Genomic DNA, 15,944 nt, shown 5'->3' with positions numbered 1-15,944 from the left:
CATTCCGCGGCTCGACGGGAGCCTGAATGTCATAGCCGAGCAGCGCGTACCAAAGACGCTGCGGTAAGGGCACAGTATGCGACGGACGTCGTTGGATCCCGTGTGCGTCGCCGTGTCCGCCATTGTCGACGTCATCGCCCAATGCGACGAAGCCTTTCTCAAAACCAACGGCATCAGCAAGGGTGCGATGAACCTCATCGACACAAGGCGCGCCGAACTGCTCTACAGCCGCATGGGCCCGGCGATCGAGGCCTCGGGCGGCAGCGCCGGCAACTTGGCGGCCGCGCCGCCTTCTTCGGCAAGCTTTCGAACGATGCGCTCGGCGAAATCTGCGCGCATGACATCCACGCACAGGGCGTCGCCTTCGACACCAGGCCGCTCAAGGGCCAGCCGCCGACGGCGCGCTCGATGATCTTCGTCACTCCCGACGGCGAACGCTTGATGAACACCTATCTCGGCGCCTGCGTCGAGCTCAGGCCGGAGGATGTCGAGGCCGACAAGCGCCAAGGTCACCTCTTTCGGGGGCTATCTGTGGGACCCGCCGCGCGCTAAGGAAGCGATCCGTCAGACGGCCAAGCTGGCACATGCCGCGGGCCGCGAAGTCTCGATGACGCTGTCGGATTCGTTCTGCGTCGACCGCTACCGCGACGAGTTCCTCGAGCTGATGCGCTCGGGCACCGTCGATATCGTCTTCGCCAACAGCCACGAGATCAAATCGCTCTACCAGACCTCTTCCTTCGAAGACGCGCTGGCGCGGATTCGCAAGGACTGCAAGATCGCCGCCGTGACCGCTCGGAAAGCCAAGCAAGTGCCTTTTCGTCCGCTGCACGGACCGGGTGGTTGCTTTTCACAAAGCTAAGGCAGGCTCGAAAACTTACGGCCTGAACCCAAACGTGAGTCTGGTGGGTCTTCCAAGCGCCGATTTGGCCGGTTAGGGTTTGCAGGGGCGCGAACAACCGGATGAACAAACGGGATGCTGCTGGAAAAACTGCAGGCCTGTTGGGGGTTTACCCCGACCGTCGATAGGAACGTCGCCTTGGTCGAAGGGTTTCTGAAGGGCAAGCGCTTCGCCGACCTGGCGCAGGAACATGGCTTGTCGACAACGAGAGTGCGCCAAATCATCGAGAGGGCCGATCGGCTCGTGGGCGGCGGCATCCTGACCAAGGCTCAACCGTCCAAGGCCGCGCCTCGATCCGATTTCATGGTCGACTATTCGTATGTGTGGAACCTGGCCGAGATGCACCGGCTCGGCAGCGTCACGCCGCATCATTTCTTTAAGGAGCTGGAATGCGCGGGATCCCTGGAGCGGCTGGTTGACAAGATGAAGCGGTTGCCGAGGCGCGCACGAACAACCCGTGAGCTGGCGCGCCTCGTGTGGCAAAAGGAGAGGGGCGAGAGCCCATGGCCTGCAATGAAGCGATCAAGCATTGCGATCGTGGAACCAAGCTGCCCAGTCGACCATCGGGACCGCGGCCTTCAATGCCAGCTCGCCTTGGAACCGGCCTTCCAGGAATTGGCGGATCGCGCAGCGGGATCCAGCTGGACCGACGACGAGATAGCCTACGCGCTCCTCGAGCTCGCCGACGCGCGCCTCAAGAGCAACTCTGCCAATTGCGCGACTGAGAGGGCGATTGACCGCGCGAGGAGATGAGCAGCATCTCCCGCAAAAGCAGGCCGTTGCGTTCCCAGCAGGTGGCACGTGATGATTTCGAGGATCGGCGCGAACGACAACGCCAAGGTATCGAGTAAGGCGAACGGCAGGTATGTCGGCCGACAGGCGGCATTGCCGATGCAAAGCACGTCATAATCCGGCATCAATGTCTCCACGATGAACCCGCCGGCTTTCTGCCACGCCGGCCGGGCGCGGGTCTAGCGCTTCGTTGCGATCTCGCTCACGAAGATGCGTCCATGGCAGTTCTTTCGTTTCGGAATTTTGCTAATGGATAAGTGCGAGGAGGCAGGTCGATGGAAAGTTTCAAAGTCGAAGAGATGGACGGCACAAAGATCGTCCGTAGCGTGTCAGTCGAGGCACAAAGCCATGTTCACGCAGTGGTGAAAGCGATACCGCGACCGCTCAAGCCTGGTCGCGTACCCGGTAGGCCGTGGATACGCGTTACCGACGCCAATCGTATATCCAGAGAGTTTTCTAGCGGAGACTAAACCGACTCGTGTCGCTCCCTCGCTCACGAACTTCTTGATATTGCTGCTATTGTGCTGTGGAATTCTTACGCTTGGAGGAATGCGAGGTTACGACTTGTTCGAAGATGGGAAATCTGGCCGAAACAGAGATCAGGTGTGTATGTTCTGGATCGTCATAACCGTTTTCGCGATAGGATTCGCCACTTGGTGGACAGTGTAGTATGTTTAGAAATTGCATTAGTCATTCACTTTTCTCGAACGAGATGCTTTCTCTTGTGGAACCTTTCAGGGTCTGCCAGAAAACGCTCGATTCCAGACTCTGAGAACTGTTTGGAAACTTTTGTGCCAGCCAATGCGACCTCCGAATCGGCCATCCTGCATCTGTGGATCGCAGTAAAGAGACGCGCCTGCGCAAGGCAGAGGGCAGGAGATAAATAGCAGCGCCAAGTAGATGCATTCCTGCTAATGCAATTGCCCTCGGTCTGACGACCGCTGCTGCGGCGCCTTTGTTCACCCTTGCGGCATCCGCAACAACCAAGACATACGGCCCGAAAGAGGGCAAGGAGATTGCGCCCGGTGTCAGGGTGGTTGAGGTCGGCACCGGCAATGCCGACATTCCCGCCTACAAGAGTATCGCCATTGTCGACGTGGTGTTTCAGCCCGGCGCACACGCGCCTCAGACCGTGATGGACAACGACATGGTCTGCACGATTACTTCCGGCGCATTCACGATCAAGAAGGCGGACAAGGAATTCAAGCTCAAGGTGGGTGACATGTATACCTGTTCCAAGGGCGCAAGACCGACGAGGCGACGAATACAAGCAAGGAGGTCGGCGTGCATCGCATCGCCGTCCTGATACCTGCCTAGCAGATGGGATTCGGCCGGACGATTGAGGCCGGCCGAGGCGTTGCTAATCCACGCGCCAGATACCGCACGGGTGCAGAATAGCTACAGCAAGGCCAAGGACGGGCGACGAATGACAAGCCGGTGACGACCTACATCGCGTCTGCAGGCGCGAAGAAGCAGTTTTCGTGTTCCTCGGTCGGGTGCAGGCACGTTGCACGAGCGCCAGTCGTGACGGAGCATGAAGGGTACAACTCGTCGGAACAGCAATAAGACGGATGCCGCGGACGTGGCGCGACACTGAGCCATTTACCAATGAGAAGCGGTTCTCTCTGAGGAGCGGATCTACCCCGAAGATCAATACGCGCGCGCGCTGGGCGCGTCGCTCAATTGGCAAAATACTCCTGGCGGGGCTTTATTGCTTTTAGGGATAACCGCCACTATGAAACGATATTTCGCCGACTGTGTTTCAAGCCACCCGGAGAGATTCATGATAGAAGAAGCCGACAACAACATTGACGCCATCATCGAGCTCACCGCCGATGTCGTCTCAGCCTATGTCTCCAACAATCCGGTCCCGGTGGGTGATCTCCCTGCCCTGATCGGCCAGGTGCACGCTGCACTGAAAGGCACTGCCGGCAGTGTTTCCGCAGAAAAGCCGGAGGCTCTCAAGCCTGCTGCACCGATCAAGAAGTCGGTGACGCCGGACTACATCGTCTGCCTTGAGGATGGGAAGAAATTCAAGTCGCTAAAGCGCCATCTGTCGACCCACTATGGCCTGACGCCCGACGAATACCGTGCCAAATGGGGTCTGCCGGCGGATTATCCGATGGTCGCGCCGAATTACGCCGCGGCGCGCTCGGCATTGGCCAAGACGATGGGGCTCGGCCGCAAACCGAAAGAGCCCGAAAAGCCGGCGCCGGCAAAGCAGACCCGCAAGAAGGCCGCAGCCTGACTTTATCTCTCGAGGTCTGTTCTGGCGTGCAGCCATCGGCTTAACCTGCGCGGAAGATGAAAAGGCGGGGCCCAACCCCGCTTCCATCGCGCACAGTCTGGTGGGGTGTCATATTGGCTCTCCGGAGGCTTGCAGCAATCTGCGGCCCCGGGTTGAGTATCTTCCCGCACGCTCTCATCGAGCCGCCGACATTCCGAGACTTGCCCGTCTCGGCCGTTGCCGCGGCGAAATCAACCGGCCTTGCTGAGATTGCCCGCGGAGGACTTGCCGGTGCGGCGGTCCTGTTCGATCTCATAATTGATCTTCTGGCCGTCAGCGAGGGTCGAGAGGCCGGCGCGTTCGACAGCGGAAATGTGGACGAAAACATCCTGACCGCCATTGTCGGGCTGGATAAATCCAAATCCCTTGCTGCTGTTGAACCACTTCACGGTTCCGGTCGCCATATATTCGTATTCCTCCGTAGCAATTGTAACCTGGGCAGGCCGTCAGACCGTTCCGGTTCATAGTAGAGGTGGGAGTTAAAAGCACCAAAGGCGAAATTGCAAGGCTCGGTTCGATCCCGCTGCTTCCTGAGCGGCGCAAACGTCGTGGGCGAAATTGCATCCGCCTCTGCGCCCGCCACCTTGCTCATATTCCGCGAGCCTTTGTGTTCCGTGTGGTCGCATTGACTCGAATATGCGAAGGTCAAAAGCAATTTGGTAGTATAGACAGTTGAGTTGGGCCAAGAGTAAGTGCCGGCCCTGACGTCAAAACCGCGCACCCGTTTTGCCGATCATGTGAAGCGCCTCCGTGTCCCGTGTTGACGAGATCATTGAACAGCGTTTTTCTGAATTGTCATCGTAAAGGCCATCCGCGAGAGCTGCAGTGCAGGACAGCGTTTCCTGGCGATAGACAACCAGCGGCAGCAGCGCGACGATCATAATGGGGAGTGAACGAGCCCACAACAACGATTCTTAATCGACACGGTCGCGTGATCCGTACCGAATGACCGCGGGTGGCTTACAACGGGCTGCGCCCGATCCGCCATTGATATGGTGGTGGCGTGCCATTGACTGCGTAGTCGCCGACGATGCGATCCTTATAGATGCGTGGGTTGTGTGAAGACAGGGTACGAGCATTGCGCCAATGACGATCGAGGCCAATCGGTTTCCTGGTTGAGGACGCACCCAGCGCATCGAAGATGATCGTCGACGCTTCAAGAACCAGATTCGTAACGACCGTCACCGCTTGCGACGTCTCGAGTTCGGCGATGGCGTTGGCCTTTTCCTCGGCATCGGCATCGTCGGCAAAGTGTGCCTGATAAGCGCGTTCGATGGCTTGCGCGACCTGCAGAACGATGGCGCCAGCTGCATAGGCGTTGCTGCGAATGCGGCCGACGACCTGAAGCACCTGCGGATCCTGGCTCGAGCGCGAACCGGCGGCATTGGAGTATGAGCGCTTGCGCGCGGCAACGGCGGCAGCGGTCTCGTTGGCCATCGCCCGACCGATACCGGCGAGAGTAGCAAGATGCACCAGTTGGTAGAAGGCAGCGCCATAGCGGAACTTGTCATCGTCGACGACGACATCGTCCGGGTCGACTGTGGCGTCGGTAAAGATCGTGGTGCCGCTGGCCGTGAGCGTTTGGCCAAAACCGTCCCAGTCGTCGATGACATCGACGCCCGGATCGTCGCGACGCACTTGCAAGACGATGCCTTCCCCATCGAGCCCCGTCGCACCGACATCGATCCAGTCGGCAAACAGCGAGCCGGTGGTGTAGTATTTGGTGCCGTTGAGTACCAGCTTGTCGCCCTTGTTCGAGATGCGGGTCGAGAAGACGTCCTGTTTGGCATCGCCGATCTCGGTCCAGGCATTACCGGCGATCTCACCGCGGGCTATCCGCTCTGCCCAGCGCTTGCGGCTCTCGCCGGCCGTCTTGTTGACAACATCCTCGACAAAGCCAAAATGACCGCGCAGCGCCTGCGTGATATTGGAATCGGCCGCCGAGAGCTCGATCAGGATGTTGGCGAGTTCGGGCAGCGTCGCGCCAAGACCACCTTCGGCTTCGGGTATGCGCAGCGCGCCCAGGCCCGCCTGCTTCAACGTCGCAATCTCGGCTGCCGGCAGTTCGCGGCCAAGCTCCCGCTCGACCGCGCCGGCAGCGATCTGCGCAAATATCGGCCGGAACCGTTCGGCCAGTGTCTCATAGCGAGCGCTGGGGCCTGCACCCCAGGCCGTATCGATCTGTGTCATTTTGCATTGTCCTGAAATTAACCCTCCCGCCCAGCGCGGGCGAGGCGGTCAGTGTGGTTTGGCAACATTGGCACCGCCCAGGTAAAAGTCCTGGACATCCTCACGGGCTCGCAATTCCTCTGCCGTTCCCGACAGAACGACGCGACCGTTTTCGAGGATGTAGCCGAAGTCGGCATAGCGAAGTGCGAGATTGGCGTTCTGCTCGGCAAGCAGGAAGCTGACGCCCTGCTCACTGTTCAGAATGCGGATGATCTCGAAGATTTCCTGCACGATGATCGGCGCGAGACCCATTGACGGCTCGTCCAGCAGCACAAGGCTCGGCCTGGTCATCAGCGCGCGGCCGATTGCCAACATCTGCTGTTCGCCCCCGGAGGTCAGGCCGGCCTTGACCTTGCGCTTTTCCTTGAGGCGCGGAAACCATGTGTAGATCCGTTCGACGTCGCGCTGCAGATCTGCCCTGCTCGGCTTGCGAACGAAACCACCGGAGAGGATATTTTCTTCGACCGTCAATTGCGCAAAGCAATGGCGGCCCTCCAACACCTGCACGACACCTTTGGCGACGAGCCGAGACGCCGATAGGCCGCTGACAGGCTGGCCCTGCCAGAGGATGCTGCCGCGGCTGACCTTGCCGCGCTCTGGTCCAAGCAGATTGGAAACCGCCTTCAGAGTCGTTGTCTTGCCCGCGCCATTGGCACCGAGCAGGGCAACGATCTTGCCCTGCTCGACCTTGAGCGACACGTCGCGCACAGCAAGGATCGCTTGACCATAGAGCGCTTCCATATTCTGGATCTCGAGGAAGCCTTTTCCTGCAATGGTCATGGGTCGATCCTGTCAGTGCGGTTTGGTGTCAGTTCGTTACAACGCGGGGCTCGATGCCCTTTTCCTTGGCGTAGGCGGCTGCCTTTGCCTTGATGACGTCGGCAAACAGCGAGGCGTCGGCCTTTATCCAGTCGGTCCGGGTGTCCCAGGACTGACCGTTCCACTGAATGATCTTGGCGGCGATGGTTTCGCCCTTGTGGTTGTCTATGGAGGTCTTCAGCGGGCTGATGAGGCCTTCCGCGCCAAGCTCGGCGATCCGCTTCTGATCGATGTCGAGGTGTTCGAGCGCCCACTGGCCTTCGGCGGCGGTCAATGGCCTGTTGCCGAACTTCTTATGCCCGGTGCGCAGCGCCTCGACGAAGGTGATGGCTTCGATCACGCCGTAATTGTAGTAAACCGTGCCGAACTTCGAATTGTCCTTCAGATCGGACTTGCCCTTGTCGAGGATATTTTCCTTGAGCGTCTTCAAGATGCCGTAGTTGGTGCCCGGCGGGAAGACGGAGACGGCGAGATAGCCCTTGGCGGCAGCGCCCGCCGGGCGGGCGTCGTCTTCCGAACCGCTCCAGATATCGCCGATGATCCGATCGGCGGGGAAGCCGACGCGAGCCGCTGTCTTGATCGCCACCGGCGTCATGACGCCCCAGCCGCGCAGAAAGACCCAGTCGGCGCTTGCACGACGAATTTGCTGCCACTGTGTCTGCTGCTGTTCGCCGGGATGCGGGACGGGGATCTGGATATCCTCGAATCCATATTTCTTGGCCAGGATGCCGAGCGGCTCGATCGTGTCGCGGCCATAGCCGCTATCGTGATAGAGCGTGGCGATCTTCAGCCCCTTGAGCTTGTCATGGCCGCCGGCCTGCTGGGCGATGTAATCGACGATGATCTGGGCTTCGCTCCAGTAGTCGAACACCAGCGGATACTGGTAGGGAAAGACGCGACCGTCGGTGGCGATGTTCTGGCCACCGCCAGGGCTGACGATCGGGATCTTGTCGATGCGAGCCTTGTCGGTGAGGGCCACGTCGAGGCCGCTCGAATGCGGATAGATTGCCGCCGTCAGGGCGCCGTTATAACCGTTCTTGTAGCGTTCGTAGCATTCGATGCCGCGCTCGATCGTGTAGGCCGTCTCGCATTCCTGGACCAGGATCTTGACGCCATCGACGCCGCCCTCGACCTCGTTGATGTAGCGGAGATAGTCGATGTTGCCGGCGCCGAAGGGAATGAACGATGGAGCATAGGGCCCGGTGCGGTAGGTAAACAGCGGATAGAGCTGTTGGCCAGTGCCATCTTCGGCGGAGGACGCGCTGCTCATAAGCGTGACAGCCATCGCGGCAGCGGCCGCCAGCGACATGGTCTTGGTTAACAATGACATTGTGCAACCCTTGTTTGAGTGGTTTTGAGAAAGTGACGACTGATGCTTGGGAGGAGGCGAAAGACCCGGCGTCGAGGTGTTTCGTCTGTCTGAGTTCAGTTGGGTGATCGTGCTCGCGAGCGAAGGGCTTCCACGCCGCGCCTTCTGAGACCGGACAATCCATCCGGTTCCTTGATCAGCAGCACGATGATGATCGTGCCGAAGATGATGTGCTGCAGGTTTGCCAGCGCGCCCTGATCGCCGAGAAATGACAAGTCGATGATCAGCGACAGCGGGTCGAGCAGGATTGGCGTCAGCACGATGAAGGCGGCACCGAGAAAATTGCCGAAGATGGTCGCCACGCCGCCGATGATAACGATGAACAGGATCTGGAACGATTTATCGAGATTGAACGCATGTGCATCCGAGGTGCCGAGATATCCGAAGGCCCAGAGCGCGCCGGCGATACCCAGGAAAAACGAGCTTATGCCGAAGGACAGCAGCTTGCGGCGCGCAACGCGGATGCCGATGACCGAGGCGGCGACATCCATGTCGCGGATCGCCATCCATTCGCGGCCGACGCGGCTTTTGAGACGATGGCGAAGGCCAGCGCGATGAGCAGCGCCGTGGTTGCCATCACCAGATAGTTGCGGCCGGTGGCCGACTGGAGGTCATAGTCGAGGATCTGCAGTCGAGGCGCCGAGATGGTCAGCGACTGGCTGTCATTCGAGAACCAGCTGAAATTGGTGAACAGCCATTCGAAGAAGAACTGCGCGCCGAGGGTCGAGGCGCCGAGATAGAAGCCCTTGATGCGGAGCGACGGCAGCCCGAAGATGACGCCGGCAATCGCCGCGATCAGGCCGGCAATGATCAGAACCGCCGGCAGCGGCAAGAATGGCGCGCGCAGCAGCAGATTGTAGGTCGAGAAGGCGCCTATCGACATGAAGGCAGCCGAACCAATCGAGACCAGCCCGGTGTAGCCCATCAGCAGATTCAGGCCGATGCCGGCAAGTCCCATGATCACCATCGGGATGATGATCGAGCTCAGCCAGTAGTCGTCGGCAATGGCCGGCACCGCGAAGGCGGCGATCAGGCCAGCGACGACGGCGAGGGTGCCAACCCCAAATGCAGGCTGGCGCAGCGACTTGGACGGACCGGATTCCTGCAGCGTGGTCATGATCACACCCTTTCGATCTCGCGGTCGCCGAACAGGCCGGCCGGACGCACCAGGAGGAAGCCGACAGCGAGGATGTAGGCAAACCAGGTGGAAACGCTGCCATTGACCAGCGGCCCGACGTAGATGTCGGCCAACGCCTCGGTCGCGCCGACAAGCAGGCCGCCGGCAATGGCGCCCGGGATGGAGGAGAAGCCGCCGATGATCAGTACCGGCAGCGCCTTGAGCGTCACCAGCGACAACGAATATTGCACGCCCTGGCGCGATCCCCAGACAAGACCGGCAACCAGCGCCACGATGCCGGCGACGCTCCAGACGATGCGCCAGATGACAGGCAGGCGGATGCCGATTGACTGCGCCGCAAGCGTGTCGGAAGCCACCGCCCGAAGCGAGATGCCCATGCGCGTCTTGTTGAAAGCGATGGCCAGCGTGGCGACCAGTGTTAGCGCAATCAACGAGGCAATGATGTCGAACTGGCTGACGTAGATGCCGCCGACCTGTACGGCGACATCGGGGATGTCGAGATCGAGCATGTGAACATCCATGCCCATCAGCAGTTGGGCAAGGCCCTCGATGACATAGCTCAATCCCAGAGTGGCCATGAACAGGGTCAATGGGTCGCGGTTTCGCAAGGGCCGCAGCACCAGCCACTCGATCAGCATCGCCATCACCACCATGACAAGCGCTGTGACGATGAAGGCCAGGACGAATGGCATGCCTTTCTCGGTCAGGGTGACGAACGTCAGGGCCGAAAACAGCAGCATCGCGCCTTGCGCGAAATTGAAGACTCCGGATGCCTTGTAGATGAGCACGAAGCCGATCGCGACGAGTGAGTACATCACTCCGGCAAACAGGCCGCTGACCAATGTTTCAAAGAAATAGGACATGAGTTCCTCAGTGAACCGTGCCGAGATAGGCGGCTATCACGTCGGGATTCTTGCGTACCTCGTCGGGAGCCCCGTCCGCGAGCTTGCGGCCGTAGTCGAGAACCACCACGTGGCTGGCGAGGTTGAGCACAATGCCGACATCGTGCTCGATCAGCACCACAGTCGAGCCGAAGACGCGATTGACCTCGCGTATGACGCGGCTCATCTCCTCCTTCTCTTCCTGATTCATGCCGGCCATCGGTTCGTCGAGCAGCAGCAGCTTGGGGCCGGAGACCAATGCTCGTGCAAGATCAACGCGTTTCTGCAGCCCGTAAGGAAGTGTCGAAACTATCTTGTCCGCGTGGCGGTTGAGCCCAAGGAAAGACATTGTGCGCTCAGCGTGGACATGGAAGCCGCTGCGCTCGGCGCCGTCCCTGCCCAGCCGGAAGATGTTTTCGAAAAAGCTCGCGGTGCCATGACGAGAAAGACCGGCCAGCACGTTTTCGCGCACCGACAAGCGGCGAAACAACGCATTGTGCTGGAAGGTCCGGCCGATGCCGAGGTGGGCTGCCTTCTGAGGATGAATCGCCTCGAAGCGCAACCCGTCGAAGACAACGTCGCCGGCGTCGGCGCGATAGACGCCGTTGATGACATTGAGAAGCGAGCTTTTGCCGGCGCCATTCGGGCCGATCAAGGCACAGATTTCACCCTTGGCGACGCTGAAACTCAGCGCATTCAGGGCTCGCACACCCTTGAAGGACAGCGACACGTCGTGGAGTTCCAGCAGACTGGTCATCACGCGTTCACGGATTTCAGACGGGACGCCGAGGCACGTTCGGCTTCGCGACGCTTGACGGCCTCGATATCACGGTACCCGTCAGCAGGATGCGTCCTGGGAAGATAGGGTCCGTCGCCGAACAGCTTTTCGCGCAACGTGCCGGGCTTGTAGGCGGTGGGATAGACGCCGCGCTTCTGCAATTCCGGCACCAGCAGGTCGACGGCGGCCTCGAAGCTTTCGGGCGTCACCGCATAAGCAAGGTTGAAGCCGTCTACATCAGTTTCATCGACCCATTCCTGCAGGATATCGGCGATGGTGCTGGGCGAGCCGACGAAGACAGGCCCAATACCGCCGATGCCGCCCCACTTCGCCAGTTCCTCGACGGTCCAGGCCTTGTCCTTGCCGGCGAAGTGCTCGACCATCGAAACGATGGCGTTGGTCTCGACCTTCTTGAGCGCGTCGGTCGGCGCGTACTGGCCGAAGTCGATGCCGCTCCAGCCAGACATGAACACCAGTGAGCCGTCATAGGACGCATAGCTCTGATACTCCTCGAAGCGCTTCTGGGCCTTTTCATCCGTTTCATCGATGATCAGCGTGGTGAGATTGTAGATCAGGACATTCTTCGGATTGCGGCCGGCGGCGGCGGCCTTTTGGCGGATTTCGGAAACATAGGCTTCGAGCAGCGATTTGGTCGGCGCACCGACGAAAACGCACTCGGCGTGCGCGGCAGCGAATGCCTTGCCAGGACCCGAGGCGCCCGCCTGATAGAGAACCGGGGTGCGCTGTGGCGACGGCTCTGACAGATGGTAGCCGGGCACCTCGAAGAATTTGCCCTTGTGGCCAATCTCGTGGACCTTGCTGGGATCGGTGAAGATGCCGCGAACCGTATCGCGCTGCACCGCGTCCTCCTCCCAACTGCCTTCGAACAGCTTGTAAAGTACCTCGACATATTCGGCGGCAACCTCATATCGGTTGTCATGGCTTTTCAAACCGGCCTGGCCAACGTTCTTGGCGCCACTTTCGAGATATGAGGTAACGATGTTCCAGCCGACGCGACCCTTGGTGTGGTGGTCGGCAGTCGAAAGGCGGCGGGCGAATGTGTAAGGGTGCTCGAACGAGGTCGAAGCAGTAATGCCGATGCCGAGATGTTCGGTGGCAAGCGCGATCGGCGCGGCCAACTGTAGGGGATCATTGACTGGGATCTGCGCCGCCTGCTCGATCGCGTGGTAATTCGAGCCCTTGTAAACGTCGTAGTAGCCGATGACGTCTGCGATGAATATGCCGTCGAAAATACCGCGTTCCAGAGTTCGAGCCAAATCCTGCCAGTAGTCCAGATCCTTGTATTTCCACGACTGATCGCGTGGATGCTTCCAGAGACCGGGGGATTGATGGCCAACACAATTCATGTCGAAAGCGTTGAAGCGAATATGACGACCCATCCGTCACTCCTTTGATAGCCCTGCCGGGCGACTGCGGAGGACACTACCGACAAGGCGAGCGCCGACTAAGATAGAATATATTCTCTATAGATTTTATAGAGAATTATTATTCTGTCTTTGGATTGGATCGTGGTATCGATAAGCGCGGTCTCGAAGAGGCGGTATCGCGAACATATCCACGTCGGCTGACGCTTTGCGTCCAGAATATGACGTTTTCCGCAGACACGGCCAGGATTCGCATTCAAAGCGAATGAGCATGGAGCGTTCGGTCTGGTGGAGAAGCTTGGAGGGCGAACGGAGAATTGTCGAGCGCTTTGTTGTGAAGCGCTATCACAGTGCGTTCACAATGCAGGAGGACTGGCTGAAGGCTGTGTGCGAGCATTGCAGCGACAGTCTGCCGGGGGCGCTGATCCGGGTCGCTGCGATGGACAGCTTTGTTCGCCTCGGTGCAGCGGTCGCGCTCGCAGCGATGTCGCAGTCCGCCACACAAGATGGCGTCACGCAAAAGCAGGTGGAAGAACGCGATCCCCACTATTGCGGTGCCGGCGGCGCCGGTTGCGACCCGCAGGACGTTCAGCAATGGAAAATGATCGGCAACAAGCTTGCCGATCTCTCGTCAGCCGATCTCAGCCAATACGCCTATGCCTGCGTCAAACATCCCGATCGGCAGGGCCTGTCGCTGTCGGCGATCGCCAGGAGAGCGGCATCGACCGCAAGACGGTGCGCAAATACATTGAGCGCGGGCTCGAGGCCCGGCTTACGGGCCGCGCAAGCCGCGTCAGACGGTGATCGATCCCTTCACGGCCTATCTTTGCGAACGCGTCACGCGATCCCGGACCCACCGGCAGCCGGCTTTTCCGGGAACTGAAGGACCTCGGCTATGGCGGCGGCTACACGGCCGTCACCGACTTCCTGCGCGACGTCCGTCCTGCCGCGGCGGAGCGTGGATACGAGGTTCGCTTCGAGACCCCGCCCGGCGAGCAGGCGCAGGTCGACTTCGCCCAGTTCAATGTCGTCTTTACCGATGAGCCGACCACGCCGAGAATCGTCTGGCTATTCTCCATGGTGCTTGGCTTCAGTCGCCTTATCTGGGCACGCTTCGTCGTCCACCAGGATCTGCCGACTGTCTTGCGCTGCCATGCTGGGGCTTTTCGAGGCGCTGGGCGGCGCTCCTCGCGAAGTGCTTTACGACCGTATGAAGACGGCTGTGATCGGCGAAGGCGATACCGGCGGCATCGTCTACAACCGTGCCCTCGTCGATCTTGCCCGCCACTATGGTTGCCATCCCAAGGCCTGCCGGCCTTACCGCGCCACGACCGTTCCGCTACATTCGCGAGGACTTCTTCCTGGCCCGGTCCTTTCGCAATCTCGAAGATCTGAACGCGCAGATGCGTCACTGGCTGGACACGGTCGCAAACCCGAGAGTTCACGCCACCACAAGGCGTGTCGTCAACGAAGCTTTCGCCGGGGAGCGGGCAGCGCTGCGGCCGCTGCCGTTGGCTCCGTTCCGATCGGTCCTGAAGCTCGAGCGACGCATCAGCCGGGAGGGCATGGTCAGCGTGGGCGGCAATTTCTACAGCGTGCCCGACGCCACCAGGCGCCGTGTCGTCGAGGTACACACTCTGGCCGAAGAGGTACGCATCTTCGAGGACCGCGCTGATTGCCACCCATCCCATTCTCGAAAGCCGGCATCAGCGTCATGTCGAGCCCGGTCATCGCAACATCCACGTCCACAAGCGCCGACAAAGACTGAGGAACGACGAGGTCATTCTTCATGGCTCGGGCGACAGGGTCACTCAGCGCCCGTTGGCCTTCTACGATGCCGTCGCCCAGGTGATGGCGAAGGAGCAGCGTCCATGACGAACGCGCTCGATACCACGCCATCCACGATCCACCGAATCCGGCACGACCTCGTCGGCCTGAAGATGCCGCGTCTCCCTCCGCGACAGCCTGAGCGGCGAGACTGGGGAATTTACTTCGGCACTTTTGGGGAAAATTCGAGCGGCATTGACAGGTGGCGGCAATTGCGCTCGCCTTGGGCGGCGCGGGTTGGGTCACCGCCTGGTCCGGGTTGGCGTAAGCGTGCAGCTGGCGAGCCCGCGCTGGGTCGTGGGGCGTACCATTTCTATCTATTATGCCTTGATCGATGGCGGCATCGCGCTCGGCAGCTGGGTGTGAGGCACGGTGGCCGAAAACCATTCGCTGACCTGGGCGCTGGAGGGCTCCGCTGGGCCCTGTTGCTCGTCGCCGCAGCGGGCGTTCTGTTTCCTCTTCGCGAGCGCCGCGAGTCCGAGCCCGATCCTTTGGAGGAATTCGACGCCCCGGCAGTCGCTCTCAATTTGAAGCCGAGAAGCGGCCCGATCGTGGTCAAGGTCGAATATCTGATAGCCGAGAGAAATGTCGAGGCCTTCCTCGACCTCATGCGGCAGCGGCGTCATGTACACAGCCGCGTCGGTGCTCGGAACTGGACGCTCCAGCGCAACGCTTCAGAAGCCTATGCAATGGACAGAAACGTTCCGCACGCCGACCTGGACGGACTACCTTCGGTTATCCGATCGAAATCGTGACCCGTGCTGTCTGGCTCTACTTCCGCTTCAATCTGAGCCTGCGCGATGTCGAGGAAATGCTGCGATCGCCGGATCGTCGTTTCCTACGAGACCATCCGCCGATGGTGCCGAAAGCCTGGCCCTGATTATGCGCGCCGCATACGCCGCACGGCGCCGACGAAAGACGGTGTCGGCACCTCGCCGACGGTCGAGGAAGCGTGGGATCCGGAGGCATCGCACGCATCGCCTGCAGTCAGACGGACCGGTAGAAGGAAGCGGCGGCAGGAACATGTGCCTTGCGACGAGGGGACGATGGAAGTGGCGCCTACCATGGGGTGCTGCGCCAAAGCCGGCGTGGGCGGTAGGGCCGACCGCGTCAGGATTGAAAGCTGCCCTTTGTCGAGCCGTCACATGACGGGCTAGTCATGGAGGATTCCGGCCGAACAACATTGTAGTTCGGATCGCACCCATACCGACAGACCTCCACGCCGAGTTATTCCGCCACAAATCCCAAAGTGACCTCCGGAATAAACTCTACGCGTCGGATCAAGGCGGCCGGGACAGCGAAGTGCGCAGAACTGAAAGCAGGCCCAGTCGGGTGTCATCGAGGTGACCGTCAGCGCCTGCAAGCGGGCCTTGGAACCAGCGCCGATGGCTACCCGACCCGGGCGTTTCTTTCGCCTCTCATCGCAGCTTCAAGGTCCGCGCCCAGAGGGCGCCGCGCTATCAACGGTTGACGGCGACACAGTCAATACCAGCTGCTTCTGCTTGTTGGCCACCCAAATCGCGCACAAGTTGCGCAGCATT

Annotated in this window: 10 protein-coding genes and 5 pseudogenes; 7 read left to right on the top strand and 8 right to left on the bottom strand. The window is 60.3% G+C overall.

Going from position 1 to position 15,944, the window contains the following annotated elements; genetic code table 11:
• Positions 1-76: 76 nt before the first annotated feature.
• From NKH89_RS13195 to NKH89_RS13180, 4 genes and pseudogenes are all read left to right on the top strand, one after another.
• Positions 77-820: pseudogene (locus NKH89_RS13195) on the top strand (adenosine kinase); the annotation flags it as partial.
• A gap of 153 nt (positions 821-973) precedes the next feature.
• Entirely contained in the window at positions 974-1,651 is a 678-nt protein-coding gene (locus tag NKH89_RS13190; protein WP_352909038.1) for a hypothetical protein, read from the top strand.
• A 994-nt stretch (positions 1,652-2,645) separates the two neighbouring features.
• Positions 2,646-2,996 (top strand): hypothetical protein, encoded by a 351-nt coding sequence (locus tag NKH89_RS13185; protein ID WP_023802493.1) that lies wholly within the window; start codon positions 2,646-2,648, stop codon positions 2,994-2,996.
• A gap of 477 nt (positions 2,997-3,473) precedes the next feature.
• Positions 3,474-3,938 carry a Ros/MucR family transcriptional regulator gene (locus NKH89_RS13180; RefSeq protein ID WP_023802494.1) on the top strand — a complete coding sequence of 155 codons (465 nt, stop codon included), beginning with the start codon at positions 3,474-3,476 and terminating at the stop codon, positions 3,936-3,938.
• A gap of 230 nt (positions 3,939-4,168) precedes the next feature.
• On the opposite strand, the gene NKH89_RS13175 is transcribed toward NKH89_RS13180, so the two are convergent.
• The 8 genes and pseudogenes from NKH89_RS13175 to NKH89_RS13135 form a co-directional block, all read right to left on the bottom strand.
• Positions 4,169-4,381: a cold-shock protein gene (locus NKH89_RS13175; RefSeq protein ID WP_023802495.1), complete on the bottom strand. Its 213-nt coding sequence runs from the start codon at positions 4,379-4,381 to the stop codon at positions 4,169-4,171.
• 556 nt (positions 4,382-4,937) lie between these two features.
• Positions 4,938-6,167: an acyl-CoA dehydrogenase family protein gene (locus tag NKH89_RS13170; protein ID WP_023802497.1), complete on the bottom strand. Its 1,230-nt coding sequence runs from the start codon at positions 6,165-6,167 to the stop codon at positions 4,938-4,940.
• Positions 6,168-6,215: 48 nt separating this feature from the next.
• Positions 6,216-6,986, bottom strand: coding sequence for an ABC transporter ATP-binding protein (locus tag NKH89_RS13165; protein ID WP_023802498.1), 771 nt, complete (start codon positions 6,984-6,986; stop codon positions 6,216-6,218).
• A gap of 28 nt (positions 6,987-7,014) precedes the next feature.
• On the bottom strand, positions 7,015-8,355 hold the full coding sequence (locus NKH89_RS13160; protein WP_023802499.1) for an ABC transporter substrate-binding protein: 1,341 nt from the start codon (positions 8,353-8,355) through the stop codon (positions 7,015-7,017).
• A 95-nt stretch (positions 8,356-8,450) separates the two neighbouring features.
• Positions 8,451-9,511, bottom strand: a pseudogene (locus NKH89_RS13150) (branched-chain amino acid ABC transporter permease).
• A gap of 2 nt (positions 9,512-9,513) precedes the next feature.
• Entirely contained in the window at positions 9,514-10,395 is an 882-nt protein-coding gene (locus NKH89_RS13145; protein WP_023802502.1) for a branched-chain amino acid ABC transporter permease, read from the bottom strand.
• Positions 10,396-10,402: 7 nt separating this feature from the next.
• Positions 10,403-11,170, bottom strand: coding sequence for an ABC transporter ATP-binding protein (locus NKH89_RS13140; RefSeq protein ID WP_023802503.1), 768 nt, complete (start codon positions 11,168-11,170; stop codon positions 10,403-10,405).
• A complete protein-coding gene (locus NKH89_RS13135; protein ID WP_023802504.1) occupies positions 11,170-12,591 on the bottom strand; it encodes an LLM class flavin-dependent oxidoreductase in 1,422 nt (473 codons plus the stop codon). The genes NKH89_RS13140 and NKH89_RS13135 overlap by 1 nt, the downstream gene beginning before the upstream one ends.
• 673 nt (positions 12,592-13,264) lie before the next feature.
• Between NKH89_RS13135 and istA the strand changes: the two are divergent.
• The 3 pseudogenes from istA to NKH89_RS13120 all read left to right on the top strand — a co-directional run.
• Positions 13,265-14,451, top strand: a pseudogene (istA, locus tag NKH89_RS13130) (IS21 family transposase).
• 154 nt (positions 14,452-14,605) lie between these two features.
• Positions 14,606-15,150: pseudogene (locus NKH89_RS13125) on the top strand (MFS transporter); the annotation flags it as partial.
• Positions 15,146-15,314: pseudogene (locus tag NKH89_RS13120) on the top strand (IS6 family transposase); the annotation flags it as partial. The pseudogenes NKH89_RS13125 and NKH89_RS13120, both read left to right, overlap by 5 nt.
• Positions 15,315-15,944 lie beyond the last annotated feature (630 nt).

The sequence above is a fragment of the Mesorhizobium sp. M0923 genome (assembly GCF_040319365.1).
GTDB lineage: Bacteria > Pseudomonadota > Alphaproteobacteria > Rhizobiales > Rhizobiaceae > Mesorhizobium.
This window is presented reverse-complemented; position numbering and strand designations above follow the sequence as displayed.